Source organism: Bradyrhizobium sp. SZCCHNS3002 (assembly GCF_032377435.1).
Lineage (GTDB): Bacteria > Pseudomonadota > Alphaproteobacteria > Rhizobiales > Xanthobacteraceae > Bradyrhizobium.
On the sequence record NZ_JAUHHY010000001.1, the window covers coordinates 51,012 to 77,539 of the forward strand.

The window sequence follows — 26,528 nt, forward strand, 5'->3', positions numbered from 1 at the left end:
GCAGACACTGTCATGCCCGCCACCGGGTCTCGCCTTTGGCAAGCCCGATGACAGGCTCCAGCGGGCATCCAGTACGCCGCGGCCCATCGAGTCAATCACGGCCGCCTCGGCGTACGGGATCGCTCGGTCAACCCGGGCAATGACAGTTGTGGTTGCGGTGACGTCGGACCGTCTAGCTAACGCTGGTCGGCTCACGTGACCTGATACTTCGCCACCGCGCTCTCGTTCCACGCGAGCCCGAGGCCCGGGCCCTTCGCCGTCACCTTGCCGTCAATCACCTGCAGCGGCTCGGCGAGAATGGCGCCGGCGAAGTCCAGCACCTCCAGCCAGTGTGCCGTCGGCGTCACCGCCAGGACATGCGCGCTCGCCTCGGGCAGGATGTGGCTCGACATCGGGATCGAGGCGGCATCGGCCTGACCCGCGACGTTGAGCCAGCCGGTGATGCCGCCGACCTTCATCAGGTCGGGCATGATGAAGTCGGACGCGCCGGCCGCGATTGCCTCGGCAAAGCCGCGCGGAAACCACCAGTTCTCGCCGGCCTGGATCGGGATCTCCGACCGCTCGCGCACCCGGGCATGGCCGGAGAGATTCTCCTGCGGCACCGGCTCCTCGATCCAGGTCAGGTCGTAGTCCGCAAGGCGCGTGATTCTGCGCGTGGCTTCCGGGGGATCGAGCGACTGGTTGAAGTCGAGCATCAGCGCCATGTCCGGGCCGAGCAGGGCGCGCAGGCCCTTGATCATCGCTTCGTCGGTCGCGAGATCGCCATGACCGCCCTTGGTCTTGATGGCGCGGAAGCCGTGCTCGTCGCGCGCGGCGCGTAAGATGCGCTCGTCGTCCTTTGCATCGAGCACGCCATAGCTGTCATAGGCCGGAATCGGCCGCGCCGTGCCGCCGAGCAGCTCGACGACGGGCTTGCCGGCGAGCTGACCGAGCGCGTCCCAGAACGCCATGTCGAGGCCCGAGACGGCCATGCCGACGAGGCCCTGCCAGCCGAGCAGGCGGAATTTGGCGTCCATGAGTTTCATCAGGTCGAACGGGACCAGGGCCTGGCCATTGAGCTCGCGGCCGATCTCCTCGACCAGATGCAGTAGCGGTTTCAACGCGATCCTGGTGTAAGCGAACAGGTAGGAGTGGCCGGTAACCCCCTGATCGGTGGCGACGTCGATCAGCACCAGCGGTCCGGAGTCGATGATGCCGAACGCGTTGCGCAAGGGGCGCTTCATGGGCGTGATCACGGCGCGCGCCGTGACCCCGGTGATGGCAGCGATGGTCATGGGGACTGTTCCCTCAGGTTCGTTTCCTCACCGGATCTCATACCATCGCAGCAGGCGCGGCGCTGCCCAGCTGGTCGCCATGCTCTCGACCAGGAACCGGCCGGACTGCTCGGCAAGGAACGCAATGCGCTGGGTCTGGCCGGCCTCCAGTGCCAGCGTGTCGAGCCAATAGGGCTTCCAGCCGTCGTCGAGCTGGTCGAGCAGCCGGAACGGCTGGCCGTGCAAATGGACCACACGGGAGGCGGCGGTCTTGTTGGTAAGAGCCAGCACGACCACCCGGCCGGCCTTCGCCTGCAAGGCGGGTTCGGCGGTGGCGCTGAACTGGGCGGGTGGTCGCCACTCGGCGCCGTCGAGCGCGAGTTCGGCCCGAACGGCCGTCTTGAGGTCCAGTCTGTCCGGCAAGCCGTTCGACGGCAAAGCTGGCGCCGGCGGCAGTGGGGCGGCACGGAGTGGCGGCTCGCTCGCCGTCACCAGCCGGGCGATGGGGCGCGCATTGCTGCCGTCGTGCAATAGCACGTCGAGCGCCGTCCTGGCCGCGGGCATGTCGATGAACACATCGGTCCGGCCGCCGGGCGGCAGCACCACGGCGCCGTTGCGCGCCAGGAAAGGCTCGGCCGGCTGGCCGTCGATGGCCATCACGCGGACGGCGTCGAGGTCGGCGATTTTGATCGCGATCACAGCGCGTTGACAGCCATTGATGAACCGCAGCCTGACCCGCGCATGGGTCCGCAGCGCGATCTCGGGCTGGGTCTGCCCATTGACGGTGTAGAGGAGCTCGGCGTCCGTCGCCTCGGTTCCCGGCGCAACCGCGGTGCCGTCGGCCTTGAGCCTGAAGTCCTCGATCAGGAAAACCTCGTCGCGGTCGACAGTTACCGTCGCGGCCTCATCGACGATGACAGGCAGCGGGCGGATCGCCACGACGTCGGCCAGCAGCCGCAGGTCGAGCAGGCCGGTCCCGGCCCGCGACGCCAGGGCTGGAATGGTGGCCCGGCCGCCGGGGCCGATCTCCGCCTGCGCCAGCAGCGGGGCGGGCAAAGCGAGGCCGCGGCTGGACAGCGCGGCGGGGATCGTAAGGCCATTCGAAAGGTCGAGATCCAGGGCCGTGCCGCGGGCAAGCCGGACCACCGGGGCCGGTGCTGCCAGCCGCCAGAGCGGGCTGGCCGCGCGTCCCTGGGCCAGCACGAGAGATTCGCCGCGAGCGTTCAACGAAACCGAGATTCGGCGAGCGGCCCGCGCCGGGCGGGCAAACGAGGCCGCGCCGGCTGCCGCAAGGCCGCCGAGCAGGGCGCGGCGGCTGAGCCCCTCCGACGATTCGGTCATGCGACAAAACATCGTGCAATGAGGGGGATGCGGATCATGCTGTTTTCCCTTATCTGTGCGTTCGACACGGTCGATCGGCCTGCCGGTGGTGCTTTCGACAGCCCATTTTTTTGCTGCGGACGGTTTCGTGCGTGGTATAAGCCGCGCCGCCCGCGGCACCGCGGCCGGGCTATCGATGCAGTTCACGCGGGCGTGGCGGAACTGGTAGACGCGCTGGATTTAGGTTCCAGTGACGAAAGTTGTGGGGGTTCGAGTCCCTCCGCCCGCACCAAGCGCTTCTCCGGCGTTTGCCCCTAGTTTTACCGGCGAACCCGTTCTCTCGCACAGAGAAGCGGGCCGCCGATCCCACCGACGCAAGGCCCTTTGCCGCGCGTCGTCCACAATTGAGTCAGATGTGTCCGGATCGCAAGGGTCCGGACCGAAGCGGAAGAAGATTGACGCCATGCAGGTCACAGAAACCTTGTCGGAAGGCTTGAAGCACGAGTTCCAGATCAGCGTTCCGGCGGCGGATCTCGACGCCAAGGCGGATGCCAAGCTGGTCGATCTCAAGGACAAGGTCCGCATCAACGGCTTCCGCCCCGGCAAGGTGCCGGTCGCGCATCTGAAGAAGATCTACGGCAAGTCGGTCATGGCCGAGACCATCGACCAGACCATCCGCGACACCAACACGCAGATCTTCACCGAGCGCGGCTTCCGCCTGGCCACCGAGCCCAAGGTGACGATGCCGACCGAGGAAGCCGAGGTCGAGAAGATCCTCGCTGGCGAGTCCGACCTGACCTACACCGTGGCCGTCGAGGTCGTGCCGGCGATCGCGCTCGCCGACTTCAAGACCTTCTCGGTCGAAAAGCCGGTGGCCGACATCACCGACGCCGACGTCGACGAGGCGATCAAGCGCCTGGCCGATGCCAACCGTAGCTACGCCGCCAAGGCCGATGGCGCGAAGGCCGAGAACGGCGACCGCGTGAAGATCAACTTCAAGGGCACGATCGACGGCGTCGCCTTCGAGGGCGGCACGGGCGAGGGCATCGACGTCGTCATCGGCTCCAACACCTTCATCCCCGGTTTCGAGGACCAACTGGTCGGCATCGGCGTCGGCGAGACCCGTACGCTCAAGGTCACGTTCCCGACCAACTACCTGAACAACGAGCTCGCCGGTAAGGCCGCGGAGTTCGAGACCACGGCGACCGCGATCGAGGCGCCGGAAGACAAGGTGGTGGACGACGAGTTCGCCAAGACGCTCGGCCTGGAATCGCTCGACAAGCTGAAGCAGCTGATGCGCGATCGTCTCGCCGGCGAGTTCAGCCAGGCGACCCGCCAGCGCGTCAAGCGCGCGCTGCTCGACCGTCTCGACGAGACCCATAAGTTCGATGCGCCGCCGTCGTTGATCGACGAGGAGTTCAACCTGATGTGGAACTCGGTCAAGGCCGAGATGGATTCCAGCGGCAAGACCTTCGCCGACGAGAACACCACCGAGGACAAGGCGAAGGAGGAGTACCGCACCATCGCCGACCGCCGCGTGCGCCTCGGCCTCGTGCTCTCCGAGATCGGCGAGAAGAACAAGATCACCGTGACCGACGACGAGGTCAGCCGCGCCGTGATCGAGCGTGCGCGCTCGATGCCGGGCCGCGAGAAGGAGGTCTGGGACTTCTATCGCAGCAACCCGCAGGCGCTCGCGCAGCTGCGCGCGCCGATCTACGAGGACAAGGTCGTCGACTTCATCCTCGAGCTCGCCAATGTGACCGAGAAGAAGGTCTCCAAGGACGAGCTGTTCAAGGACGACGACAGCGACAAGGCGGCCTGAAAAGGCCGCCCATCGTAGGGTTCGCGACATAAGCGCGTGATTAAGGTTGACCGGCGAAAGCGCCGGTCAACCCGGTTCGGGTGCTGGCCGCCGCCGCGGGAATCAGCTTGAACAGAGCAACGACCTCGCTCGCGGCTGGCCAGGGGCCCGGTCTTGTCACCGGCAAATTGGTCCATATCTGTGGGCTCGGTCTTGAAGTTCTGCATCACGGGACACCTGTCCGTCGCTGCTCGTTGAATGAGCCTCACCTGCGGCGGCCGGTCGTCTCAACTGCTGGTCCAACCCTTGGGTGATTCATGCGCGATCCCGTCGAAACCTATATGAACCTTGTGCCCATGGTGGTCGAACAGACCAACCGCGGTGAGCGCGCCTACGACATCTTCTCGCGCCTCCTGAAGGAGCGCATCATCTTCGTGACCGGTCCGGTCGAGGACGGCATGGCGACCCTGATCGTCGCGCAGCTGCTGTTCCTCGAGGCCGAGAACCCGAAGAAGGAAATCGCGATGTACATCAACTCGCCCGGTGGCGTGGTGACGTCGGGCCTCGCGATCTACGACACGATGCAATTCATCCGTCCGGCGGTGTCGACGCTGTGCACCGGCCAGGCGGCCTCGATGGGCTCGTTGCTGCTCTGTGCCGGCCACAAGGACATGCGCTTCTCGCTGCCGAACTCGCGCATCATGGTGCATCAGCCGTCCGGCGGGTTCCAGGGCCAGGCGACCGATATCATGCTGCACGCCCAGGAGATCCTGAACCTGAAGAAGCGGCTCAACGAGATCTACGTCAAGCACACCGGCCAGCCTTACAAGGCGATCGAGGACGCCCTGGAGCGCGACAAATTCCTCACGGCGGAAGCCGCCCAGGAGTTCGGCCTGATCGACAAGGTTCTCGACAAGCGGCCGGAAGATCCGGCGGCGATGGGCAAGTGAGCCCTCCGTAAACGAGGCGGGGTTCGTTTGACCCGCCTCGGAGCGCACAGCATCACCTTTGTCGGCCCGGGCCGGCAAAGGTACTGAGGTGGGGTCCCAAAAGGGTCGCAACCTTGCCGTGCGGCCGGCAAATAGGCGTGGCAAACACGCAACGCTCCGCTGATTTCGCGTGCTCTTACCGTGTCAAGCCCCAAAATCACGGTAATGTCACGGTCTAGGGTCTGTGCTCCGATTAGCGAATTCTTGATAGTCGGATGACAGCATGATTGGCTAGAGTGTCCAGTTATGGATCGTGGGGGATTCGCGTAGGTCGTGGGCGCACGACAGGTGAAGAACAAGGTGTTAATTTTGGTACGAAATTTGCTCTTTCACCAGTCTGGTCCGGCCCGTGCCGGATCGGAACGAACGAGCGGACAAGAGCGAACCGCGGACGGAGACAGGAATGAGTAAGGTCGGCACGAGCGACTCGAAGAACACGCTATATTGCTCGTTCTGCGGCAAGAGCCAGCACGAAGTCCGCAAACTGATCGCAGGTCCAACCGTCTTCATCTGCGACGAGTGCGTCGAACTCTGCATGGACATCATCCGCGAGGAGAACAAGTCCTCGCTGGTCAAGTCGCGCGACGGGATTCCGACCCCGAAGGAGATCTGCAAGGTCCTGGACGATTACGTCATCGGCCAGAACCACGCGAAAAAGGTGCTCTCGGTCGCCGTCCACAACCACTACAAGCGGCTGAATCACCAGACCAAGCACTCCGACGTCGAGCTCGCGAAGTCGAACATCCTGCTGATCGGTCCGACCGGATCGGGCAAGACGCTGCTCGCGCAGACGCTCGCCCGCATCCTGGACGTGCCGTTCACGATGGCGGATGCGACGACCCTGACCGAGGCCGGCTATGTCGGTGAGGACGTCGAGAACATCATCCTGAAGCTCTTGCAGGCGGCCGACTACAATGTCGAGCGCGCGCAGCGTGGCATTGTCTACATCGACGAGATCGACAAGATCAGTCGCAAGTCGGACAATCCCTCGATCACCCGCGACGTGTCGGGCGAGGGAGTCCAGCAGGCGCTGCTGAAGATCATGGAGGGCACGGTTGCGTCGGTTCCGCCGCAGGGCGGCCGCAAGCATCCGCAGCAGGAGTTCCTGCAGGTCGACACCACCAACATCCTGTTCATCTGCGGTGGTGCGTTCTCCGGTCTCGAGAAGATCATCTCGGCGCGCGGCCGGTCGACCTCGATCGGCTTCGCCGCCCAGGTTCTGGCGCCGGAAGACCGCCGCACCGGCGAGATCTTCCGTCACGTCGAGCCTGAGGATCTCCTGAAGTACGGCCTGATCCCCGAGTTCGTCGGCCGTCTGCCGGTCGTTGCGACGCTCGAGGACCTCGACGAGAACTCGCTCAAGAAGATCCTGACCGAGCCCAAGAACGCGCTGGTGAAGCAGTATCAGAGGCTGTTCGAGATGGAGAACATCGAGCTCACCTTCGCCGACGAGGCGCTGGGCGCGGTGGCGCGCAAGGCCATCGAGCGCAAGACCGGCGCGCGCGGTCTGCGGTCGATCCTCGAGAGCATCCTGCTCGAGACGATGTTCGACCTGCCGGGTCTCGAGGGCGTCGAGGAAGTGGTCATCTCGCGCGAAGTGGTCGAGGGCACCGCCCGTCCGCTCTACATCTACGCCGATCGGTCCGATCGCGCGGTGGAAAGCAGCGCCAGCGCGTGAGGCGCGCTGGTACGAGAGACAGAAGACCTCGATTTATTAGATCGGCGATCGCCGCGGACATCATGTCCGCGGCATCGCAGCGTTTCAGAGTCCCGCCGCGTAAAGCCATTTTTGGCGGGTGTTTACCGATACTTGACACCCCCCGGGTCGATAGCCACCTAATGTCGCGTGGCGATACAAATCTCAATCCCGGGATTCGCCTCAACAACGATCCGAAACAAGCGGGCGATATCGACGCGTCAGTGAAGTCCGGATCAGATCGCACCTTGTGGCGGTTGCGCACGATGGCGGACTGCGTGCAAGGGGGCTAAACAAAAGGAACAGGCCATGACGACCCCCAAACCCCGGCCGACCATCGTTTACGGCGAGAGCCACGCCTATCCGGTTCTGCCGCTCCGCGACATCGTCGTCTTCCCGCACAACATCGTTCCGCTGTTCGTCGGCCGCGAGAAATCCATCCGCGCCCTCGAAGAGGTGATGAAGAACGACGCGCTGGTGATGCTGGCGACGCAGAAGAACGCGTCCGACGACGATCCAGCTCCGGATGCGATCTACGAGACCGGGACGCTCGCCAGCGTGCTGCAACTCCTGAAGCTGCCCGACGGCACCGTGAAGGTGCTGGTCGAAGGCCTGGAGCGCGCGCGCGTCGAGAAGTACACCGATCGCGCCGACTACTACGAAGCCACTGCCGTTGCGCTCGAGGACACCGACGCCAAGTCGGTCGAGGCCGAAGCGCTGGGCCGCTCCGTCGTGTCGGACTTCGAGAGCTATGTGAAGCTGAACAAGAAGATCTCCGCCGAGGTCGTCGGCGTCGTTCAGTCGATCACCGATTTCGGCAAGCTGGCCGACACCGTCGCCTCGCATCTCGCCGTCAAGATCGCGGATCGCCAGGGCATCCTGGAGACGCTGTCCGTCACCACGCGCCTGGAGAAGGTGCTTGGCCTGATGGAGAGCGAGATCTCGGTGCTGCAGGTCGAGAAGCGCATCCGCTCGCGCGTCAAGCGCCAGATGGAGAAGACCCAGCGCGAATACTACCTGAATGAGCAGATGAAGGCCATTCAGAAGGAGCTGGGCGACGAGGACGGCCGCGACGAGCTCGCCGATCTGGAAGAGCGCATCAACAAGACCAAGCTCTCCAAGGAAGCGCGCGAGAAGGCTCAGCACGAGCTGAAGAAGCTGCGCCAGATGTCGCCGATGTCCGCGGAAGCGACCGTCGTGCGCAACTACCTGGATTGGCTGCTGTCGATTCCGTGGAACAAGAAGTCCAAGGTGAAGAAGGATCTGGAGGCCGCGCAGGCGGTTCTGGATGCGGATCACTATGGGCTGGAGAAGGTCAAGGACCGCATCGTCGAGTACCTGGCGGTGCAGTCGCGCGCCAACAAGCTGACCGGCCCGATCCTGTGCCTGGTCGGACCTCCCGGCGTCGGCAAGACCTCGCTCGGCAAGTCGATCGCGAAGGCCACGGGGCGCGAGTTCGTTCGCGTGTCGCTGGGCGGCGTGCGCGACGAGGCGGAGATCCGCGGTCATCGCCGGACCTATATCGGCTCGATGCCCGGCAAGATCATCCAGTCGATGCGCAAGGCCAAGACCTCGAATCCGCTCTTCCTGCTGGACGAGATCGACAAGATGGGCTCGGACTTCCGAGGTGATCCCTCGTCGGCGCTGCTGGAGGTCCTGGACCCCGAGCAGAACACGACGTTCAACGATCACTATCTGGAGGTCGACTACGACCTGTCGAACGTGATGTTCATCACGACCGCGAATACGCTGAATATTCCCGGACCGCTGATGGACCGCATGGAGATCATCCGCATCGCGGGCTACACCGAGACCGAAAAGCTCGAGATCGCCCGCAAGCACCTGATCCCCAGCGCGATCTCGAAGCACGGCCTGGACTCGAAGGAGTGGTCGATCGACGACGACGCGTTGCTGCTCGTGATCCGGCGCTACACCCGCGAAGCGGGCGTGCGTAATCTGGAGCGTGAGATTTCCACACTGGCCCGCAAGGCCGTGAAGGAGCTCATGATGTCCAAGAAGAAGTCGGTGAAGATCACCGAGAAGACCGTCGAGGAATTCTTGGGTGTTCCGAAGTACCGCTTCGGCGAGATCGAGAGCGACGATCAGGTCGGCATCGTGACGGGCTTGGCCTGGACCGATGTCGGTGGCGAGCTGCTGACGATCGAAGGCGTCATGATGCCCGGCAAGGGCAAGATGACGGTGACGGGCAATCTGCGCGACGTCATGAAGGAGTCGATCTCGGCGGCGGCCTCGTTCGTCCGCTCGCGGGCGATCAACTACGGCATCGAGCCGCCGCTGTTCGACCGGCGTGACATCCACGTCCACGTGCCGGAGGGAGCAACCCCGAAGGACGGACCGTCGGCGGGCGTCGCGATGGCGACGACCATCATCTCGGTGATGACCGGCATCCCGGTCCGTCACGACGTCGCGATGACCGGCGAGATCACCCTGCGTGGTCGTGTGCTGCCGATTGGCGGTCTGAAGGAGAAGCTGTTGGCTGCGGCCCGCGGCGGCATCAAGACGGTGCTGATCCCCGAGGACAACGCCAAGGATCTCACGGAGATTTCCGATGCGATCAAGGGCGGCATGGAGATCATCCCGGTCGCCCGTCTCGACGACGTCGTCGCCCGGGCCCTGGTCCGCAAGCCGGTGCCGATCGTCTGGGAAGAGGACACCAAGGTGCCCGTGAAGGCCGATGGCGACGAAGCCGCCGGCGGCCTGACCGCCCACTGACGACCGAACAGAACAAGGAAACGGCGCCCGAAGGGGCGCCGTTTTCGTTTGCGGGATCGAGCCACTGACTTCGAGCGTGCGGAGTCTGCCCCACCGTTCCCGCTGCGGCGGTTTCTCGCTGCCGCTGCGTGGTTCCGGCGTTGATTGCGGATCGGGCAGGGGGTAAAGAAGCGCGACGTGAGGGCGGCTAGCTCAGCTGGTTAGAGCATCTCGTTTACACCGAGAGGGTCGGGAGTTCGAATCTCTCGCCGCCTACCACTCGGATCTGCCGGCAGGCGCGCTCGAATTGCGGTGGCTATTGCGGCAGGCGCTGTTTTTCCAGGCTGACCGCGATCCTTTCCAGAAGCGTGTTCGTACGTCTGGTTTCATCGATCTGCTGCTCGTAGAGCTGAACCACCTTCGCGCTGGGACCCAATCCGCCGCGACGGCTGAGCAAGAACCAAACCCCGATCAGGAAGATGAAGGGAAGCCAGGAGACGATCAGCTCCACGACCCATTGTTGCATGACGACCCATTCCCCCATTTGAACCTCTGTCAGAGGTAGCAGGATGGCTATACCGCAGCCTCGTGGTGAAGCGTAGGTGCTGCGGGACGTCGCCGTGGGACAGGGTTTAGAATCCTTTTCGGCGGCCACTACGAAGTGTCAGAACGATTTCGCGTGGTGACCAGCTCTTCTTCGGCTAGCTTCGCGCGGGGTGAAACATCGCGGACGAAACGATGACCGACTTCCTGCGTCACTGCACAGGCGGACACGAACGCATCATCGCGGCTGGCTCCGACCTGCTGGAGGAGGGCCACAGCACCGGGCATCTCTACATCCTGCTGGACGGGCGGCTGGAGGTCATCAAGGCCGGGGCCACGGTGGCCGTCGTCTCCGAGCCGGGTGCGCTGTTCGGCGAGATGTCGCTGCTGCTGGAGCAGCCGCACACGGCGACCGTGCGGGCGCTTGCCGAGTGCCGGATCTATGAGATCCCCAATGCGCCGCGCTTCCTGGCCGAGAATCCCGAGGCGACGCTGGCGATCGCGCGCATGCTGGCGCAGCGGCTCAATGTCGCCAATACCTATCTGGCCGACCTCAAGCGGCAATATGCCGGCCATGGCACGCACCTCGCGATGGTCGGCGACGTCCTGCAGAGCATGGTCAACCTGCCGCCGCAGCAGGTCTCGCCAGGAACGGATCTGGAATCCGATCCACGGCTCTGAGCCAGTCGGGCGCCGCTGTCACCGGCTGGGCCGGGCGCTCCAGCGGTCCGGCGAGGTCGATCCATTCGGCCTGCCCCGCCGACAGCCAGAACGCGCGCTGGGCCTCGGTGTCGAGCACCATGTAGGTCGGCGGGCGCCCGGGCTGCCGTCCGGTGTTGAAGACCCAGGTCTCACCGACGCGATCGAACCAGGATCCGTTCGTGATGAAGGGCGACTGGTGGACGTGGCCGGAGATCACCATCGTTGGCCGATGGCGCGCGATGAAGCCTTCGAGCTCGGTGTCGCCGAAGAAGCGCTTGCCGCCCCAGCTCACCGGCGAGGCGGCCGGCGGCGCATGATGCACCCAGATCCAGCGTTCGGGTCTGCGTGCGGCGGCGGCTTCGAGCTGGCGCGTGATCGCGGCCTTCACGCGCGGGCCATCCCACCACGGGCAGACCGAGAACATGATGTCGCCGACCAGGAGATCGTCGCCATCGGAGGCGATGCCGAGCTCGCGGACCGTGCTGAGCCAAGCCGCGATCTTCTCGCCGTCCGCGCTACGCTCCTCCAGGTCGTGATTGCCGGAGCAGATCATCACGCGCGTCCTGGCGGCGAGCAGCCCGAGATACTTCTTCACGACGACGATCTGGGCGCGGATGTCCACGATCGAGGCAAGGTCGAGCGCATCGCCGGCGAACACCACCATGTCGAAATGCTCGGCCGCGGCGACCAGCCAGTCGAACTGCGGCAACGTGTAGTGAAGATCGGCAACGATGAGACAGCGCATGAGGCTCCTGACGCGCAGGATCGAAGCAAGAGCGGGACCATATTCTGCCCGCGCTATTGCATCTTGAAACTGCGGGCGCCGGCAAGACCAGGTCGTCCTCTGGTCTGTCGATCTCGCCGGTATGATGTTGGCGCGAACCATCGCGCGCTCGTGCCTTGACAGGCAAGACCCGCGCATGCGCGATGCCTACTCTCTCGATGATCTCAACCAGACAAGGCGCGTCATGCAATTGCCTTCAGGAGACGACCGCAACGCCGACCAGATCGCCTATTGGAACGGCCCGGGCGGACAGCGCTGGTCGGATCGCCAGGAGGCGCAGGACGTCCTGCTTGCGCCGGTGTCGCAGATCCTGATCGACCGCATCGCGGCCAGGCCGGGAGATCGTGTGCTCGACATCGGCTGTGGTTGTGGCGGCCTGTCGATCGCGCTGGCCGGGCAGGTGAGCCCGGGCGGGCATGTGCTCGGCGTCGACATTTCCGCGCCGATGCTGGCGCGGGCGCGGGCCGTCGCGCCGGCCGGGCTCGCCACCGAATTCGTGCTGGCCGACGCCACCGTGCATCCGTTCGCGCCGGCGAGCTTTGATCTGCTGGTGTCGCGGTTCGGGGTGATGTTCTTTGCCGATCCGGTGGCGTCGTTCGCCAACATCCGCCGCGGGCTGAAGCCGGGCGGCCGGGTCGTGTTCGCCTGCTGGCGCGAGCCGAAGGCCAATCCCTGGATGATTGCGCCGCTGCAGGCGGTCTATCGCCACGTCCCGAAGCTGCCGGAGATGGCGCCGGAGGATCCGGGTCCGTTCGCGTTCGCATCCGAGGCGCGGGTGACGCGGATCCTCGGCGAGGCCGGCTTCAGCGACGTCGCGCTGCAGGCACATCCGCTGTCGCTCGACATCGCCCGCGGACAGGGTCTCGACGCGGCGGTGCAATCGGCCTTCGAGATCGGCCCCGCCAGCCGCGCGCTGGAAGGGCACCCGGCGGAGACGCGCGATGCGGCGCGTCTCTCGGTACGCGAGCTGCTCGCACAGCATCAGGATGGCGGCAGCGTCACGCTGTCGGGCTCGATCTGGCTGGTGACGGCGCGCGCCTGACGCGGCGCCGGACGGTGCTCAGGAGCGCTCTTCCCAGATCATCGCCAGATGGACGATGGTCTGCGCCGCCTTCTCCATGTCCTTGACGCTGACCCATTCGAGACGCGAGTGGAAGGCATGCTCGCCGGCGAAGATGTTGGGGCAGGGCAGGCCCATGAACGACAGCCGCGAACCGTCGGTGCCGCCGCGGATCGATGTCCGGACCGGCGTCAGTCCGGCGCGGCGGATCGCCTCCTCGGCATAGGTCACGATCTCCGGATGCCGGTCGATGACCTCCTTCATGTTGCGGTATTGCTGCCGGACCTCCATCCGATAGGTCGAGCGCGGATAGTCCTTCAGGACATCCCTGACGATGTCCTCGAGCAGCGCTTCCTTCTGCCGCAGGCCCTGCTCGCTGAAATCGCGCACGATGAAGTCGAGCCGCGCCTGTTCGAGCGCGCCGGAGATCCCGACCGGATGCAGGAAGCCTTCCTTGCCCTCCGTCGTCTCCGGCGAGCAGCCATCCTTCGGGAGCCGATCGACGATTGCGGACGCGATCTTGATCGCATGCTCCATCTTGCCCTTGGCAAAGCCGGGATGGGCGCTGACGCCGTTGATGAGGATGGTGGCGCCGTCGGCGGAGAAGGTCTCGTCCTCGATGTTGCCGGCGGTCTCGCCATCCATCGTATAGCCGAAATCGGCGCCCAGCTTCTTCAGGTCGACCCTGTCGACGCCGCGGCCGATCTCCTCGTCCGGCGTGAACAGGATCTTGATGGTGCCGTGCTTGATCTGCGGATTGCTGATCAGGAATTGCGCCGCGTCCATGATCTCGGCGATGCCGGCCTTGTTGTCGGCGCCCAGCAGGGTCGTGCCGTCGGTGGTGACGATGTCGCTGCCGATCTGGTCCTTCAATGCAGGATGCTCAGCCACGCGGATGATCTGGCTCGGGTCCGCCGGCAGCACGATGTCGCCGCCCTGGTAGTTGCGCACGATCTGCGGCTTCACGTTGGCCCCGGAGCAGTCGGGCGACGTGTCCATATGCGAGCAGAAGCAGATCACCGGCACGGCCTTGTCGGTGGTGGCGGGGATGGTCGCGTAGACGTAGCCGTTGTCGTCCAGATGGGCGTCCGAAAGTCCCATCGCCTGCAGCTCGGCTGCGAGCATCCGGCCAAGATTTTTCTGCTTGAGCGTCGAAGGACAGGTCGGCGACGTCGGGTCCGACTGGGTGTCGATCACGGCGTAGCGGAGCAGGCGCTCGGTGACGGAGTGGGTATAGCTGCGAAGCGGGTCGGACATGGGCACCACGAGAGAGAGAGAGAGAGAGAGAGAGAGAGAGAGAGAGAGAGAGAGAGAGAGAGAGAGAGAGAGAGAGAGAGAGAGAGAAAGAGGTTGCCGGAGGTATCAGTATACTAATATATCAGTTATTGCATGCCAGATACCAGGAGCGGCAGGTTATCAATGGTTTCAGCTCTGATCAAAGAACGTCCGCCAGCTCCCGTGCTGCGGAATACGACGTTTCGCGGCCGGCGTTGATCAGCACCGCTTCGCCGACGGCAGGATTGAGCTCCATCTGCAGGATACCGCCTCCGGCGATTCGAAGCTCAGCTTGCTCGCACAGGTGCCGGGCGATTCGTGGGCGGCGTCCGCGAGGAATCTCCTCTCACTCGCTTCCTGGTCAGCCCGTGCGCCTCGACCGGGACGGCGGCCGGAAATTTCAATATGCCCGGTCGAAAGTATGCCTGGTCGGACTTGGCGCCCATTTTGCCATATCCGGCCTGCGACGTCTTCGCGAAGCGACCGCCACGGCCGCGGGGCAGGGGTGCCGAGGTCCGGAGGGAGAGACGTGGGATGGCCCATCATCGTGCAGCGATTGACGTCGGCTGCTCGGCCCAGACAAGGAGACCGGGCGTGCTGCATGGACCCCTCATCAATGACTTCGCACAGCTCTCGGTTCATTGTCCTTGACTTCGAAACATCGCCCCTTTAAGTCGCACTCCTCCGCGGATTTCGCGATCACGCGGGAGTAGCTCAGTTGGTTAGAGCGCCGGCCTGTCACGCCGGAGGTCGCGGGTTCGAGCCCCGTCTCTCGCGCCATGTTTTCAATGGCTTAGCTTTTGATCTGATCCGTCCGCTGGCGCAAGCGGCACTCCCGCGCGATCTCTTCCCGCCTACGACCTGATGCTCCGCCGACTGCAAGTGCTCCGTCGCCAATTTTCCGACCGGGCATGAAAAAGGCCACCCGGCGGGTGGCCTGCGAATGCTGTCAGATGGCAGCGGGCAGCGGCCTCAGCGGACCATCGAGTCGCTGGAACTCGTCATGGTCACCGGCTTGCCGGCCTTCACGACGTGCGATGCCGTCTGGCTGTAGTCGACGTTGGCGCGGGTCGCGATGCCGAAAGCGGTCACGGCGATGCCGGCGATCAGGGCAACGGCGACGATCTTCAGATGGGTCGATCGGTCTGCGGAATGCAGCGAGTGGTTCATGTCAGCCTCCCGGCGTCTCAGAGCGCCACTTTGTTGCCTGGACATGTACCCCTGCTTTGTTTCGATCCGGTTTCTTCGTTTCCTCAAAATGGTTTCATCGGTTGCAGCCGCCGCGGCGGCAATCGGGAGTATGCGGCCGGGGCTGACTGCGCGCGGCGGTGCCGGCATCGACGGCGGCCGCGGATGATCTTGATCCGGCGGCCCTTCGTGACCATTTCCTGCGGTAACGGAAGCCTATCGGGCGACGGTCCAGTCGCCTCGTTTGGATCGCCCGATCGAACGCTGATCCGCATCCGTCTCCGACCAGCCCAGCCTGCGCACAACGGCGTGCGTCCTCGCGATTGCTGATCGCCTCAGCATCCTGCGGTGGACCGTGCGGCACCGTAATGCTGCGGGTCTGCAATGCGGCTCCTGCACGCGTCATCCGCGGCGCCGTTGCTCGGTGTGTCCCGGTTTCCGCAATGTGGGGAGGGATGACGACGGCGAGACGGCTCGTCTTGCGCGGCTTGGTGCGCTGCGCTAAGGCTTCGACCAATTCCAATGCAACGAGTCTGCGGTTTGCACCGAAACCGCAGAGGAAAGTGGCGCCGATGACCGGCATCCTTCAGAACTATCTCCCCCTCGTCGTTTTCATAGGTGTCGCAGCCATCATCGGGGTGGTGCTGCTGATCGCGCCGTTCCTGGTCGCCTACCAGCAGCCCGATCCCGAGAAGCTCTCCGCATACGAGTGCGGCTTCAATGCGTTCGACGACGCCCGTATGAAGTTCGACGTCCGCTTCTATCTGGTTGCCATCCTTTTCATCATCTTCGACCTCGAAGTCGCCTTCCTGTTCCCCTGGGCAGTCGCATTCGGCAAGCTCGGCGCGGCCGGCTTCTGGTCGATGCTGGTATTCCTGGCCGTGCTGACGGTCGGGTTTGCCTACGAATGGAAGAAAGGCGCGCTTGAATGGGATTGAGCCCGACCACGTCCTCGACCGGGCCGGCGATCGCTCCGGCCCCGAAGGGCATTCTCGATCCCGCGACCGGCAGGCCGATCGGTGCCAACGACCCGTATTTCCTCGAGGTCAGGTCCGAGCTGTCGGACAAGGGATTCTTCGTTGCCACCGCTGACGATCTCATCACCTGGGCCCGCACCGGCTCCCTGATGTGGATGACGTTCGGCCTGGCCTGCTGCGCCGTCGAGATGATGCAGGTCTCGATGCCGCGCTACGATGTCGAGCGCTTCGGCTTCGCGCCGCGTGCCTCGCCGCGCCAGTCCGACGTGATGATCGTCGCCGGCACGCTGACCAACAAGATGGCGCCGGCGCTGCGCAAGGTCTACGACCAGATGCCGGAGCCGCGCTACGTCATCTCGATGGGGTCGTGCGCCAATGGCGGCGGCTACTATCACTATTCCTATTCGGTGGTCCGCGGCTGCGACCGCATCGTTCCCATTGACATCTATGTGCCCGGCTGTCCGCCGACCGCCGAAGCGCTGCTGTACGGTGTGCTGCTGCTGCAGAAGAAGATCCGGCGCACCGGCACCATCGAACGCTGAAGGTTTTTCGTTATGGACGACGGCAGGCTCGACGCCCTTGGGCAGACGATCGTAAGCGCGCTCCCGGGCGCCGCGATCGGCCATACGGTCGCTTTCAATCAGCTCACGGTGAATGTGGAGCCCGCCCGGATCGTCGAGGTCGTGACACATCTGCGCGACGATCCGGCTCTCCGCTTCGTCAACATCACCGACATCACGGCGGTCGACTATCCCGAGCGCGCCAAGCGTTTTGATGTCGTCTACCACTTCCTGTCACCGACGCTGAACGCGCGCATCCGGCTCAAGGCCGAAGCCGACGAGACCACGCAGGTGCCGTCGCTGATCGATGTCTTTCCGGGCGCCGATTGGTTCGAGCGCGAGGCCTACGACCTCTACGGCGTGATCTTTGTCGGCCACCCCGACATGCGCCGCCTGCTGACGGACTACGGCTTCGATGGCCATCCGCTGCGCAAGGACTTCCCGACGACGGGGTTCGTCGAGGTGCGCTACGACGACCAGGAGAAGCGGGTGATCTACGAGCCGGTCAGGCTCAACCAGGAATTCCGCAAGTTCGATTTCCTGTCGCCCTGGGAAGGCGCGGACTATCCGCTGCCGGGCGACGAGAAAGCGAATAAGTGAGTGGGAGCGCGAGCATGAACGAGCAGAGCCCGGCCCTCCGCAACTTCACGATCAATTTCGGCCCGCAGCATCCGGCGGCGCACGGTGTGCTGCGCCTGGTGCTGGAGCTGGACGGCGAGGTGGTCGAGCGCGTCGATCCGCATATCGGCCTGCTGCATCGCGGCACCGAGAAGCTGATCGAGACCAAGACCTACATGCAGGCGATGCCCTATTTCGATCGGCTCGACTACGTCGCGCCGATGAATCAGGAGCATGCGTTCTGCCTCGCGGCCGAGCGCCTGCTCGGAATCGAGGTACCGCGCCGCGGCCAGCTGATCCGCGTGCTCTACTCCGAGATCGGACGGCTGCTGTCGCACCTGCTCAACGTCACCACCCAGGCGATGGACGTCGGCGCGCTGACCCCGCCGCTGTGGGGCTTCGAGGAGCGCGAGAAGCTGATGGTGTTCTATGAGCGCGCCTCCGGCTCGCGCATGCACGCCAACTACTTCCGCATCGGTGGCGTCCACCAGGACCTGCCGCCGAAGCTGATCGACGACATCGACGCATTCTGCGATCCGTTCCTGAAGGTGGTCGACGATCTCGACCGGCTCCTCACCGGAAACCGCATCTTCAAGCAGCGCAACGTCGACATCGGCGTCGTCACCCTGAAGCAGGCCTGGGAGTGGGGCTTCTCGGGCGTGATGGTGCGCGGCTCGGGCGCGGCCTGGGACCTGCGCAAGTCGCAGCCCTATGACGTCTACGCCGAGATGGAGTTCGACGTTCCGATCGGCAAGAACGGCGACTGCTACGACCGCTATCTGATCCGCATGGAAGAGATGCGCCAGTCGGTGCGTATCATGAAGCAGTGCATCCAGAAGCTGCGTGCACCGGACGGGCAGGGCCCGGTGATGATCACCGACAACAAGATCGCGCCGCCGCGCCGTGGCGAGATGAAGCGCTCGATGGAAGCGCTGATCCACCACTTCAAGCTCTATACCGAGGGCGTGCACGTCCCCGCCGGCGAGATCTATGCGGCGGTCGAGGCGCCGAAGGGCGAGTTCGGCGTCTACCTCGTCGCCGACGGCACCAACAAGCCGTACAAGTGCAAGATCCGCGCGCCGGGTTTCGCGCATCTGCAGGCGATGGACTTCATCTGTCGCGGCCATCTGCTCGCCGACGTCTCGGCCATCCTGGGCTCGCTCGACATCGTGTTCGGAGAGGTGGACCGCTGATGGGCCATGCGCCGATCCAGTTCGATCGTGCGTCCGGAGCGCTCGAAGGAGCGAACCTCTGGGAGCGCACGGCTGCATTGGCGCTGTCGACCGGCTCGAAGATCTCGTCGCATTTCTCGCATCGCGGCTACAACCGCTGCGCCAACCTGTTGCGCCTGGCGCTGCCCGAACGCGATATCGCGGTGAAGCTCAACCCGGACGCCGTGTTCGAGTTTCCCTATGGCGACGGCTACTGGAGCAAGCTGCTCAACCGCGACTATCACTACGAGGACGAGCTCGAGATCCTGTTTCTCGGCACTGTCGATGTCGACTACACCTTCATCGATGGCGGGGCCAATTACGGCTACTGGTCGGTGCTGGTCTCGAGCGCGCCCTACGGTGCGCACAAGGCGATCGCGATCGAGCCGTCCTCGGCCAACTTCGCCAAGCTCGCCAACAACGCCCGGATCAATGCCGGCCGCTTCGAGGTGATGAAGTGCGCGATCGGCGCCAGCCGCGGCACGGCCTATTTGACTGGCACCAAGCACGAGGCCTTCAGCATTGCGGGCGGCGCCGCCGACGGCGAGCGGGTGCCGGTGATGGCGCTCGACGATCTGATCGACGACGGCAAGGTCGCCGCGTCCGGCAAGTACCTGATCAAGCTCGACGTCGAGGGCGTCGAGATCGAGGCGATCAAGGGCGGCGCGCGGTTGCTGGCGACCGACAGCATGATCCTGTGCGAGGAGCACGGCCAGGACCGCAACCATACGGTGTCGCGCTACATCCTCGATCAGACGCCGATGCAGCTGATGGTCTACGACCCCGCGAGCGGCCGCTTCGAGATCGTGACGGAGCTGTCGATCCTCGACCGCATCAAGGCTTCCGCCCACGTCGGCTATAACGTGTTCGGAACTGCAAGTGCCTTCTGGCAGAATCGCGTCGCAGCGCTCAATGCAGACGCCGCGCGCCGCATGCAATGAAAGATTGAAGAGCCATGTCCGTCCGCCGTCTTGCCCCGAAGGAAGTTCAGCCCGCGAGCTTTGCGTTCACGGACGAGAACCTTGCCTTCGCCAAAGCGCAGATCGCGAAATATCCGGAAGGCCGCCAGGCCTCGGCGGTGATTGCGATCTTGTGGCGGGCCCAGGAGCAGCACGACGGCTGGGTGTCGGAGGCTGCGATCCGCGTCGTCGCCGACATGCTCGGGATGCCCTATATCCGCGTGCTCGAGGTCGCGACCTTCTACACCATGTTCCAGCTCCAGCCGGTCGGGAAGAAGGCGCATGTGCAGGTGTGCGGCACCACGCCGTGTCGGCTGCGCGGCGCCGAAGAGCTGATCGAGGTCTGCAAGCATCGTATCCATCATGATCCCTTCCACCTGTCGAAGGACGGCGACTTCAGCTGGGAAGAGGTCGAGTGCCTGGGCGCCTGCGTGAATGCGCCGATGGTGCAGATCTGGAAGGACACCTATGAGGACCTGACGCCGGAGAGCTTCGGCAAGGTGCTGGACGGCTTCGCGACCGGCAATCTGCCGACGCCCGGCCCGCAGAACGGCCGCCAGTTCTCGGCGCCGGCAGGTGGGCCGACCACGCTGAAGGAGAAGACATGAGCCGCGATCGCACCCGCGTTGCGGCCCTGACGGAAGAGGGCGCCGCGATGAAGAACTGGCGCTACGTGGCGCTGCATACGCTTGCTGCCGCCGCTTTCATTTTCGTGCTGCAGCGGTTCGCGCTCAACGCGACGCTGGAGTCCAGTCTGCTGTGGGCCTTGGTGTTCGGCGGCTGTGCCGCCTTCATCGCCACCATGCAGTCGAACCGCTGATTTTCGAGGAAGCCGTCTGATGCTCGACGACAAGGACCGCATCTTCACCAACCTCTACGGCCTGCACGATTGGGGCCTCGAGGGCGCTCGCCGGCGTGGCAGCTGGGACGGCACCAAGGGCCTGATCGAGAACGGCCGCGATTGGATCATCAACGAGATGAAGGCGTCGGGCCTGCGCGGCCGCGGCGGCGCCGGCTTCCCGACCGGCCTGAAATGGTCGTTCATGCCGAAGGAATCGACCGACGGCCGGCCGAGCTATCTCGTGGTCAACGCCGACGAGTCCGAGCCCGGTACCTGCAAGGATCGCGAGATCATGCGGCACGATCCGCATCATCTCGTCGAGGGCTGCCTGCTCGCCAGCTTCGCGATGAACGCGCATGCCTGCTACATCTATGTGCGCGGCGAGTTCATCCGCGAGCGCGAACGGCTGCAGGCGGCGATCGACCAGGCCTATGAGGCCAACCTGATCGGCAAGAACAACATCCACGGGTGGCCGTTCGATCTCTACGTCGCCCACGGCGCCGGCGCCTATATCTGCGGCGAAGAAACGGCGCTGCTCGAGAGCCTGGAGGGCAAGAAGGGCCAGCCGCGGCTGAAGCCGCCATTCCCGGCCAACGTCGGCCTCTACGGCTGCCCCACCACGGTGAACAATGTCGAGTCGATCGCGGTGGCGCCGACCATCCTGCGCCGCGGCGCCGCGTGGTTCGCCGGCATCGGCCGTCCGAACAATGTCGGCACAAAACTGTTCTGCATCTCCGGTCACGTCGAGCGGCCTTGCAACGTCGAAGAGGCGATGGGCATCCCGTTCCGCGAGCTGATCGAGAAGCATTGCGGCGGCATCCGTGGCGGCTGGGACAATCTGAAGGCGGTCATCCCCGGCGGCTCGTCCGTGCGCATGGTGCCGGCCGAGCAGATCATCGATACGCCGATGGATTTCGACAGCCTGTCGAAGCTGCGCTCCGGCCTCGGCACCGCGGCCGTGATCGTGATGGACAAGTCGACCGACCTGATCCGGGCGATCGCGCGCATCTCCTATTTCTACAAGCATGAGAGCTGTGGCCAGTGCACGCCGTGCCGCGAAGGCACCGGCTGGATGTGGCGCGTGCTGACCCGCATGGCCGAGGGCCGGGCGCACAAGCGCGAGATCGACATGCTGCTGGAGGTCACCAAGCAGATCGAGGGACACACGATCTGCGCGCTCGGTGACGCCGCGGCCTGGCCGATCCAGGGCCTGATCACGCATTTCCGTCACGAGATCGAGGCGCGCATCGATCAGTATTCGCACAAGGCCGATGTCGACGACGTCGGCGTGCGCGATCCCGCGCACATGGTGGCGGCGGAGTAGGCGGTGGCGGTCCGGTCCGCCAGCAAGGTTTTCCCCCGCGCTCGCGCCCTCACGGTGCGCAGCGCGGCGGTCCGTGGTTTGAGAGAGATGTGAGGCTATGACCAAGATCATCATCGATGGCAAAGAGATCGATGTGCCGCCGGAGTACACGCTGTTGCAGGCGTGCGAGGCGGCGGGCGCCGAGATCCCGCGCTTCTGCTATCATGAGCGGCTGTCGATCGCCGGTAACTGCCGGATGTGCCTCGTCGAGGTGAAGGGCGGACCGAAGCCGGTCGCGAGCTGCGCCTGGGGCGTGCGCGACTGCCGGCCGGGCCCGAAGGGCGAGCCGCCGGAGATCTCGACGCGGTCGCCGATGGTCAAGAAGGCGCGCGAAGGCGTGATGGAATTCCTTCTGATCAACCATCCGCTGGACTGTCCGATCTGCGACCAGGGCGGCGAGTGCGACCTGCAGGACCAGGCGATGGGCTATGGTGTCGACACCAGCCGCTTCGCCGAGAACAAGCGCGCCGTCGAGGACAAATATCTCGGCGCATTGGTCAAGACCTCGATGAACCGCTGCATCCAGTGCACGCGCTGCGTCCGCTTCTCGGCGGAAGTCTGCGGCGTGCCGGAAATGGGCGCGATCGGCCGCGGCGAGGACATGGAGATCACGACCTATCTCGAGCAGGCGCTGAGCTCGGAGCTGCAGGGCAATCTGGTCGACATCTGCCCGGTGGGCGCGCTGACCTCCAAGCCCTATGCTTTCGCGGCGCGGCCCTGGGAGCTCGGCAAGACGCAGTCGATCGACGTCATGGACGGCGTGGGCTCAGCAATCCGGGTCGACACCCGCGGCCGCGAGGTGATGCGCATCCTGCCGCGCATCAACGATGCCGTGAACGAGGAGTGGATCTCCGACAAGACCCGCCATGTCGTCGACGGCCTGCGCACGCAGCGGCTCGATCGTCCCTACGTTCGCGAGGATGGCAAGCTGCGCGCCGCCTCCTGGCCTGAGGCATTCAAGGCGATTGCCGCCAAGCTGTCGCGCATCGACGGCAAGCGCATCGGCGCGATCGCCGGCGATCTCGCCGCGGTCGAAGAGATGTTCGCGCTCAAGGATCTGCTTGCCAAGCTCGGCTCGACCAACGTCGCCGTGCAGGGCGGTGACAGCTTAGATGCCAAGCTCGGCCGCGCATCCTATCTGTTCAATCCGACCATCGCCGGCATCGAGCAGGCCGACGCGATCCTGATCGTCGGCGCCAATCCGCGCAAGGAAGCGGCCGTGCTCAACGCCCGCATCCGCAAGCGCTGGCGGTCGGGTCAGCTCAAGGTCGGCGTGGTCGGCCCAAAGGCCGATCTCACCTATGCCTATGAGCACATTGGCGCGGGCACAGACTCCCTGAGCGACGTCGCCGCGGGCAAGCACTCGTTTGCGACCACGTTCCGCAACGCCAAGAATCCGATCGTGCTGGTCGGCGCCGGCGCGGTCGCGCGTCACGATGGCGCGGCGATCCTGTCGCTCGCGGCCAAGATCGCGATGGACGTCAACGCCGTGCGCGACGACTGGAACGGTTTTGCCGTGCTGCACGACACCGCGTCGCGGGTCGGCGCGCTCGACATCGGCTTCAACGGCACCGGCCTGACGGCTGCGCAGATGACGACCTTCGGCACCATGGACGTGATGTTCCTGCTGGGCGCCGACGAGGTCGAGGTGCCCGAGGGCGTGTTCACTGTCTACATCGGCACCCATGGCGACCGTGGCGCGCATCGCGCCGACGTCATCCTGCCGGGCGCCGCATACACCGAGAAGTCGGGTCTCTTCGTCAACACCGAGGGCCGGGTGCAGATGACGGGCCGGGCGTCATTCCCGCCGGGCGAGGCACGCGAGGACTGGGCGATCGTCCGGGCGCTGTCCGACGTGCTCGGCAGGAAGCTCGGCTACGACTCGCTGGCCGGCTTGCGCGCTGCGATCATCAAGGCCGTGCCGCATCTCGGCCGGATCGACCAGATCGAGGCGGGCAAGATCGCCGACATCAAGACCCTGGCGGGCAAGGGCGGCAGCCTCGAGAAGGCGCCGTTCAAGCCTGTCATCGATGACTTCTATCTCACCAACCCGATCGCGCGTGCCTCGGCAGTCATGGCGGAATGCTCCCGCCTGGCCTCCGGGCAGATGCTGACGGCAGCGGAGTGAGCGTGACCTGATGGCTGATTTCTTTGCGAGCTCATTCTGGACCGGTTTCCTCTGGCCGCTGATCATCATGATCGCGCAGAGCGTGCTGCTGCTCGTCGTCCTCCTGGTCGCGATCGCCTACATTCTGCTGGCCGACCGCAAGATCTGGGCGGCGGTGCAGATCCGCAGGGGTCCGAACGTGGTCGGGCCCTGGGGCCTGTTCCAGTCGTTCGCCGACCTCTTGAAGTTCGTGCTCAAGGAGCCGATCATTCCGGCCGGCGCCAACAAGGGCGTGTTCCTGCTGGCGCCGCTGGTGTCCTGCGTGCTGGCGCTGGCGGCGTGGGCGGTGATCCCGACCAATCTCGGCTGGGCGATCGCCGACATCAATGTCGGCATCCTCTTCATCTTCGCGATCTCGTCGCTGTCGATCTACGGCATCATCATGGCCGGCTGGTCGTCGAACTCGAAGTATCCGTTCCTGGCGGCGCTGCGCTCGGCGGCGCAGATGGTGTCCTACGAGGTCTCGATCGGCTTCGTGATCATCACCGTGCTGCTCTGCGCCGGCACCCTGAATCTGTCGGCGGTGGTCGAGGCGCAGCACGCCCGCGGGCTTGCGAGCCTGATCGGCCTGCCGCAGCTGACGATCCTGAACTGGTACGTCTGGCCGCTGTTCCCGATGTTCGTGGTGTTCTACGTCTCGGCGCTCGCCGAGACCAACCGCCCGCCCTTCGACCTGGTCGAAGCTGAATCCGAGCTCGTCGCCGGCTTCATGGTCGAATACGGCTCGACGCCGTATCTCTTGTTCATGCTCGGCGAGTATGTCGCGATCACCACGATGTGCGCGCTGGCCACGATCCTGTTCTTGGGCGGTTGGCTGCCGCCGATCGATCTGCCGCCGTTCAACTGGGTGCCGGGCGTCATCTGGTTCTCGCTCAAGCTGTTCTTCATGTTCTTCCTGATCGCGATGGCGAAAGCGATCGTGCCGCGCTACCGCTACGACCAGTTGATGCGCCTTGGCTGGAAAGTGTTCCTGCCGCTGTCGCTGGCCATGGTGGTGATCGTCGCGGGCGTGCTGCAATTCGCCGGCATCGCGCCGAAATGAGGCTATCATGAACATCTCCGCCACCGCACGGTCGCTGCTGCTGCAGGAGTTCGTCTCCGCGTTCTTCCTCGCGATGCGCTACTTCTTCCAGCCGAAGCCGACCCTGAACTATCCGTTCGAGAAGGGCCCGATCTCGCCGCGCTTTCGCGGTGAGCACGCGCTGCGCCGCTATCCCAATGGCGAGGAGCGCTGCATCGCCTGCAAACTGTGCGAGGCCGTGTGCCCGGCGCAGGCGATCACGATCGAGGCTGGCCCGCGCCGCAACGACGGCACCCGCCGCACCGTGCGCTACGACATCGACATGGTGAAGTGCATCTATTGCGGCCTGTGCCAGGAAGCCTGTCCGGTGGACGCCATCGTCGAGGGACCGAACTTCGAGTTCGCGACCGAGACCCGCGAGGAGCTTTACTATGACAAGGCCAAGCTGCTCGCGAACGGCGACCGCTGGGAGCGCGAGATCTCCAAAGCCATCGCGCTCGACGCGCCGTACCGCTGAGGCCGTCCGATGATCCTTCCTGCGCTCTTCTTCTACCTGTTCGCGGCGGTCTGCGTGGCCTCCGCGGTGATGGTGATCGTCTCGAAGAACCCCGTTCATTCGGTGCTCTATTTGATCCTCGCCTTCGTCAATGCTTCAGGCCTGTTCGTGCTGATGGGCGCCGAGTTCCTGGCGATGATCCTGGTCGTCGTCTATGTCGGCGCGGTCGCGGTGCTGTTCCTGTTCGTGATCATGATGCTCGACGTGGACTTCACCGAGCTGCGCGAGGGATTCCTGCAATACATGCCGATCGGCCTCGTCATCGGCGGCATCTTCCTGTTCGAGCTGCTGCTGACGGTGTCGTACTGGGTCATCAACCCGACGACGCCGAAGGCGATCACGGCGGCGATCCCGACCAACGTCACCAACACCGAGGCGCTCGGCCTGGTGCTCTATACGAAGTACATCCATTACTTCCAGCTGTCGGGCATGATCCTGCTGGTGGCGATGATCGGCGCGATCGTGCTGACCCTGCGCCACAAGGCCAGCGTGAAGCGCCAGGACATCAACGTCCAGAACGCGCGCACGCCGGAGATGGCGATGGCGGTGCGCAAGGTCGCGGTCGGGCAGGGGCTGCAGGACACGGATGCCGCGGAGTGGGTGAAATGACCATCGGACTGGGACATTACCTCGCCGTGGCGGCGATGCTGTTCACGCTCGGCATCCTCGGCATCTTCCTGAACCGCAAGAACATCATCGTCATCCTGATGTCGGTCGAGCTGATCCTGCTCGCAGTCAACATCAACCTGGTGGCGTTCTCGACCTTCCTCGGCGACATCGTCGGCCAGGTGTTCGCGCTGCTGGTCCTGACCGTTGCGGCGGCGGAAGCCGCGATCGGCCTTGCCGTGCTGGTGGTCTACTTCCGCAACCGCGGCTCGATTGCGGTTGAAGACGTCAATCTGATGAAGGGCTAAGGACGCATGATCCGCACA

25 protein-coding genes and 3 tRNA genes are annotated in these 26,528 nt (G+C 64.7%); 22 read left to right on the forward strand and 6 right to left on the reverse strand.

Going from position 1 to position 26,528, the window contains the following annotated elements; translation table 11 throughout:
- Positions 1-191: 191 nt before the first annotated feature.
- Complete coding sequence (locus QW845_RS00245) at positions 192-1,274, reverse strand: enolase C-terminal domain-like protein (protein WP_315799687.1); 1,083 nt, start codon at positions 1,272-1,274, stop codon at positions 192-194.
- Positions 1,275-1,301: 27 nt separating this feature from the next.
- Entirely contained in the window at positions 1,302-2,606 is a 1,305-nt protein-coding gene (locus QW845_RS00250; RefSeq protein ID WP_315800413.1) for a multicopper oxidase domain-containing protein, read from the reverse strand.
- Between the two features lie 174 nt (positions 2,607-2,780).
- Between QW845_RS00250 and QW845_RS00255 the strand changes: the two genes are divergently transcribed.
- The 6 genes from QW845_RS00255 (at position 2,781) to QW845_RS00280 (ending at position 10,050) form a co-directional block, all read left to right on the forward strand.
- Positions 2,781-2,865: transfer RNA gene (locus tag QW845_RS00255), tRNA-Leu, on the forward strand.
- 171 nt (positions 2,866-3,036) lie between these two features.
- Positions 3,037-4,395, forward strand: coding sequence for a trigger factor (gene tig / locus QW845_RS00260; RefSeq protein ID WP_315799688.1), 1,359 nt, complete (start codon positions 3,037-3,039; stop codon positions 4,393-4,395).
- A gap of 296 nt (positions 4,396-4,691) precedes the next feature.
- Positions 4,692-5,324 (forward strand): ATP-dependent Clp protease proteolytic subunit, encoded by a 633-nt coding sequence (locus tag QW845_RS00265; protein ID WP_172109612.1) that lies wholly within the window; start codon positions 4,692-4,694, stop codon positions 5,322-5,324.
- Between the two features lie 442 nt (positions 5,325-5,766).
- Positions 5,767-7,041 (forward strand): ATP-dependent Clp protease ATP-binding subunit ClpX, encoded by a 1,275-nt coding sequence (clpX, locus tag QW845_RS00270; RefSeq protein ID WP_012044595.1) that lies wholly within the window; start codon positions 5,767-5,769, stop codon positions 7,039-7,041.
- A gap of 327 nt (positions 7,042-7,368) precedes the next feature.
- Positions 7,369-9,792: an endopeptidase La gene (gene lon / locus QW845_RS00275; protein WP_006611021.1), complete on the forward strand. Its 2,424-nt coding sequence runs from the start codon at positions 7,369-7,371 to the stop codon at positions 9,790-9,792.
- Between the two features lie 181 nt (positions 9,793-9,973).
- Positions 9,974-10,050, forward strand: a tRNA-Val gene (locus tag QW845_RS00280).
- Between the two features lie 37 nt (positions 10,051-10,087).
- On the opposite strand, the gene QW845_RS00285 is transcribed toward QW845_RS00280, so the two are convergent.
- A complete protein-coding gene (locus QW845_RS00285; RefSeq protein ID WP_315799689.1) occupies positions 10,088-10,315 on the reverse strand; it encodes a hypothetical protein in 228 nt (75 codons plus the stop codon).
- A 194-nt stretch (positions 10,316-10,509) separates the two neighbouring features.
- Between QW845_RS00285 and QW845_RS00290 the strand changes: the two genes are divergently transcribed.
- Positions 10,510-10,995, forward strand: coding sequence for a cyclic nucleotide-binding domain-containing protein (locus QW845_RS00290; protein ID WP_315799690.1), 486 nt, complete (start codon positions 10,510-10,512; stop codon positions 10,993-10,995).
- Here the strand turns inward: QW845_RS00290 and QW845_RS00295 are convergent.
- Positions 10,934-11,761: a metallophosphoesterase gene (locus QW845_RS00295; RefSeq protein ID WP_315799691.1), complete on the reverse strand. Its 828-nt coding sequence runs from the start codon at positions 11,759-11,761 to the stop codon at positions 10,934-10,936. The genes QW845_RS00290 and QW845_RS00295 overlap by 62 nt on opposite strands.
- A gap of 223 nt (positions 11,762-11,984) precedes the next feature.
- Here QW845_RS00295 and QW845_RS00300 point away from each other — a divergent pair, with 223 nt between their 5' ends.
- Positions 11,985-12,842 (forward strand): class I SAM-dependent methyltransferase, encoded by an 858-nt coding sequence (locus tag QW845_RS00300; RefSeq protein ID WP_315800414.1) that lies wholly within the window; start codon positions 11,985-11,987, stop codon positions 12,840-12,842.
- A gap of 18 nt (positions 12,843-12,860) precedes the next feature.
- Here the strand turns inward: QW845_RS00300 and pepT are convergent, their stop codons facing one another.
- Complete coding sequence (gene pepT / locus QW845_RS00305) at positions 12,861-14,117, reverse strand: peptidase T (RefSeq protein WP_315799692.1); 1,257 nt, start codon at positions 14,115-14,117, stop codon at positions 12,861-12,863.
- A gap of 721 nt (positions 14,118-14,838) precedes the next feature.
- Here pepT and QW845_RS00310 point away from each other — a divergent pair.
- Positions 14,839-14,915 (forward strand) — tRNA-Asp (locus QW845_RS00310).
- 192 nt (positions 14,916-15,107) lie between these two features.
- On the opposite strand, the gene QW845_RS00315 is transcribed toward QW845_RS00310, so the two are convergent.
- A complete protein-coding gene (locus tag QW845_RS00315) occupies positions 15,108-15,305 on the reverse strand; it encodes a hypothetical protein (RefSeq protein ID WP_315799693.1) in 198 nt (65 codons plus the stop codon).
- 590 nt (positions 15,306-15,895) lie between these two features.
- On the opposite strand from QW845_RS00315, the gene QW845_RS00320 reads away from it, so the two are divergent.
- The 13 genes from QW845_RS00320 to nuoK all read left to right on the forward strand — a co-directional run bounded on the left by QW845_RS00320 (position 15,896) and on the right by nuoK (position 26,510).
- The gene (locus QW845_RS00320) at positions 15,896-16,261 is read left to right on the forward strand and encodes an NADH-quinone oxidoreductase subunit A (protein WP_008964559.1); all 366 of its coding nucleotides are present in this window, start codon (positions 15,896-15,898) and stop codon (positions 16,259-16,261) included.
- The gene (locus QW845_RS00325) at positions 16,258-16,842 is read left to right on the forward strand and encodes an NADH-quinone oxidoreductase subunit B family protein (RefSeq protein ID WP_315800415.1); all 585 of its coding nucleotides are present in this window, start codon (positions 16,258-16,260) and stop codon (positions 16,840-16,842) included. Before QW845_RS00320 ends, QW845_RS00325 begins: the two co-directional genes overlap by 4 nt.
- Before the next feature lie 12 nt (positions 16,843-16,854).
- Positions 16,855-17,460, forward strand: a complete 606-nt coding sequence (locus QW845_RS00330; protein ID WP_315799694.1) for an NADH-quinone oxidoreductase subunit C — start codon at positions 16,855-16,857, stop codon at positions 17,458-17,460.
- 14 nt (positions 17,461-17,474) lie between these two features.
- Entirely contained in the window at positions 17,475-18,671 is a 1,197-nt protein-coding gene (locus QW845_RS00335) for an NADH-quinone oxidoreductase subunit D (RefSeq protein WP_315711546.1), read from the forward strand.
- The gene (locus tag QW845_RS00340; protein WP_315799695.1) at positions 18,671-19,630 is read left to right on the forward strand and encodes an FkbM family methyltransferase; all 960 of its coding nucleotides are present in this window, start codon (positions 18,671-18,673) and stop codon (positions 19,628-19,630) included. The genes QW845_RS00335 and QW845_RS00340 overlap by 1 nt, the downstream gene beginning before the upstream one ends.
- A gap of 14 nt (positions 19,631-19,644) precedes the next feature.
- Positions 19,645-20,256 carry an NADH-quinone oxidoreductase subunit NuoE gene (gene nuoE / locus QW845_RS00345; protein ID WP_315799696.1) on the forward strand — a complete coding sequence of 204 codons (612 nt, stop codon included), beginning with the start codon at positions 19,645-19,647 and terminating at the stop codon, positions 20,254-20,256.
- The gene (locus tag QW845_RS00350) at positions 20,253-20,468 is read left to right on the forward strand and encodes a hypothetical protein (protein ID WP_315799697.1); all 216 of its coding nucleotides are present in this window, start codon (positions 20,253-20,255) and stop codon (positions 20,466-20,468) included. The genes nuoE and QW845_RS00350 overlap by 4 nt, the downstream gene beginning before the upstream one ends.
- Before the next feature lie 19 nt (positions 20,469-20,487).
- Positions 20,488-21,813, forward strand: a complete 1,326-nt coding sequence (gene nuoF, locus QW845_RS00355) for an NADH-quinone oxidoreductase subunit NuoF (RefSeq protein ID WP_315799698.1) — start codon at positions 20,488-20,490, stop codon at positions 21,811-21,813.
- 97 nt (positions 21,814-21,910) lie between these two features.
- The gene (nuoG, locus tag QW845_RS00360; RefSeq protein WP_315799699.1) at positions 21,911-23,980 is read left to right on the forward strand and encodes an NADH-quinone oxidoreductase subunit NuoG; all 2,070 of its coding nucleotides are present in this window, start codon (positions 21,911-21,913) and stop codon (positions 23,978-23,980) included.
- A gap of 10 nt (positions 23,981-23,990) precedes the next feature.
- Positions 23,991-25,061 (forward strand): NADH-quinone oxidoreductase subunit NuoH, encoded by a 1,071-nt coding sequence (gene nuoH / locus QW845_RS00365; RefSeq protein ID WP_315799700.1) that lies wholly within the window; start codon positions 23,991-23,993, stop codon positions 25,059-25,061.
- A 7-nt stretch (positions 25,062-25,068) separates the two neighbouring features.
- Positions 25,069-25,557, forward strand: a complete 489-nt coding sequence (nuoI, locus tag QW845_RS00370) for an NADH-quinone oxidoreductase subunit NuoI (protein WP_006611003.1) — start codon at positions 25,069-25,071, stop codon at positions 25,555-25,557.
- 9 nt (positions 25,558-25,566) lie between these two features.
- The gene (locus QW845_RS00375) at positions 25,567-26,205 is read left to right on the forward strand and encodes an NADH-quinone oxidoreductase subunit J (RefSeq protein WP_015666525.1); all 639 of its coding nucleotides are present in this window, start codon (positions 25,567-25,569) and stop codon (positions 26,203-26,205) included.
- A complete protein-coding gene (gene nuoK, locus QW845_RS00380; RefSeq protein ID WP_006611001.1) occupies positions 26,202-26,510 on the forward strand; it encodes an NADH-quinone oxidoreductase subunit NuoK in 309 nt (102 codons plus the stop codon). The genes QW845_RS00375 and nuoK overlap by 4 nt, the downstream gene beginning before the upstream one ends.
- The last annotated feature ends 18 nt before the right edge of the window (positions 26,511-26,528 follow it).

Excerpts from the sequence above, each read along its gene's own strand:
- QW845_RS00300 (WP_315800414.1), top strand. The coding sequence starts at position 11,985 with ATGCAATTGCCTTCAGGAGACGACCGCAACGCCGACCAGATCGCCTAT.
- lon (WP_006611021.1), top strand. The coding sequence starts at position 7,369 with ATGACGACCCCCAAACCCCGGCCGACCATCGTTTACGGCGAGAGCCAC.
- QW845_RS00335 (WP_315711546.1), top strand. The coding sequence starts at position 17,475 with ATGAACGAGCAGAGCCCGGCCCTCCGCAACTTCACGATCAATTTCGGC.
- QW845_RS00290 (WP_315799690.1), top strand. The coding sequence starts at position 10,510 with ATGACCGACTTCCTGCGTCACTGCACAGGCGGACACGAACGCATCATC.
- QW845_RS00330 (WP_315799694.1), top strand. The coding sequence starts at position 16,855 with ATGGACGACGGCAGGCTCGACGCCCTTGGGCAGACGATCGTAAGCGCG.
- QW845_RS00265 (WP_172109612.1), top strand. The coding sequence starts at position 4,692 with ATGCGCGATCCCGTCGAAACCTATATGAACCTTGTGCCCATGGTGGTC.
- nuoG (WP_315799699.1), top strand. The coding sequence starts at position 21,911 with ATGACCAAGATCATCATCGATGGCAAAGAGATCGATGTGCCGCCGGAG.
- QW845_RS00340 (WP_315799695.1), top strand. The coding sequence starts at position 18,671 with ATGGGCCATGCGCCGATCCAGTTCGATCGTGCGTCCGGAGCGCTCGAA.
- nuoI (WP_006611003.1), top strand. The coding sequence starts at position 25,069 with ATGAACATCTCCGCCACCGCACGGTCGCTGCTGCTGCAGGAGTTCGTC.
- nuoF (WP_315799698.1), top strand. The coding sequence starts at position 20,488 with ATGCTCGACGACAAGGACCGCATCTTCACCAACCTCTACGGCCTGCAC.
- nuoH (WP_315799700.1), top strand. The coding sequence starts at position 23,991 with ATGGCTGATTTCTTTGCGAGCTCATTCTGGACCGGTTTCCTCTGGCCG.
- clpX (WP_012044595.1), top strand. The coding sequence starts at position 5,767 with ATGAGTAAGGTCGGCACGAGCGACTCGAAGAACACGCTATATTGCTCG.
- QW845_RS00315 (WP_315799693.1), bottom strand. The coding sequence starts at position 15,305 with ATGAACCACTCGCTGCATTCCGCAGACCGATCGACCCATCTGAAGATC.
- QW845_RS00295 (WP_315799691.1), bottom strand. The coding sequence starts at position 11,761 with ATGCGCTGTCTCATCGTTGCCGATCTTCACTACACGTTGCCGCAGTTC.
- pepT (WP_315799692.1), bottom strand. The coding sequence starts at position 14,117 with ATGTCCGACCCGCTTCGCAGCTATACCCACTCCGTCACCGAGCGCCTG.
- nuoE (WP_315799696.1), top strand. The coding sequence starts at position 19,645 with ATGTCCGTCCGCCGTCTTGCCCCGAAGGAAGTTCAGCCCGCGAGCTTT.
- QW845_RS00245 (WP_315799687.1), bottom strand. The coding sequence starts at position 1,274 with ATGACCATCGCTGCCATCACCGGGGTCACGGCGCGCGCCGTGATCACG.
- QW845_RS00350 (WP_315799697.1), top strand. The coding sequence starts at position 20,253 with ATGAGCCGCGATCGCACCCGCGTTGCGGCCCTGACGGAAGAGGGCGCC.
- QW845_RS00375 (WP_015666525.1), top strand. The coding sequence starts at position 25,567 with ATGATCCTTCCTGCGCTCTTCTTCTACCTGTTCGCGGCGGTCTGCGTG.
- QW845_RS00285 (WP_315799689.1), bottom strand. The coding sequence starts at position 10,315 with ATGGGGGAATGGGTCGTCATGCAACAATGGGTCGTGGAGCTGATCGTC.
- QW845_RS00320 (WP_008964559.1), top strand. The coding sequence starts at position 15,896 with ATGACCGGCATCCTTCAGAACTATCTCCCCCTCGTCGTTTTCATAGGT.
- tig (WP_315799688.1), top strand. The coding sequence starts at position 3,037 with ATGCAGGTCACAGAAACCTTGTCGGAAGGCTTGAAGCACGAGTTCCAG.
- nuoK (WP_006611001.1), top strand. The coding sequence starts at position 26,202 with ATGACCATCGGACTGGGACATTACCTCGCCGTGGCGGCGATGCTGTTC.
- QW845_RS00250 (WP_315800413.1), bottom strand. The coding sequence starts at position 2,606 with ATGTTTTGTCGCATGACCGAATCGTCGGAGGGGCTCAGCCGCCGCGCC.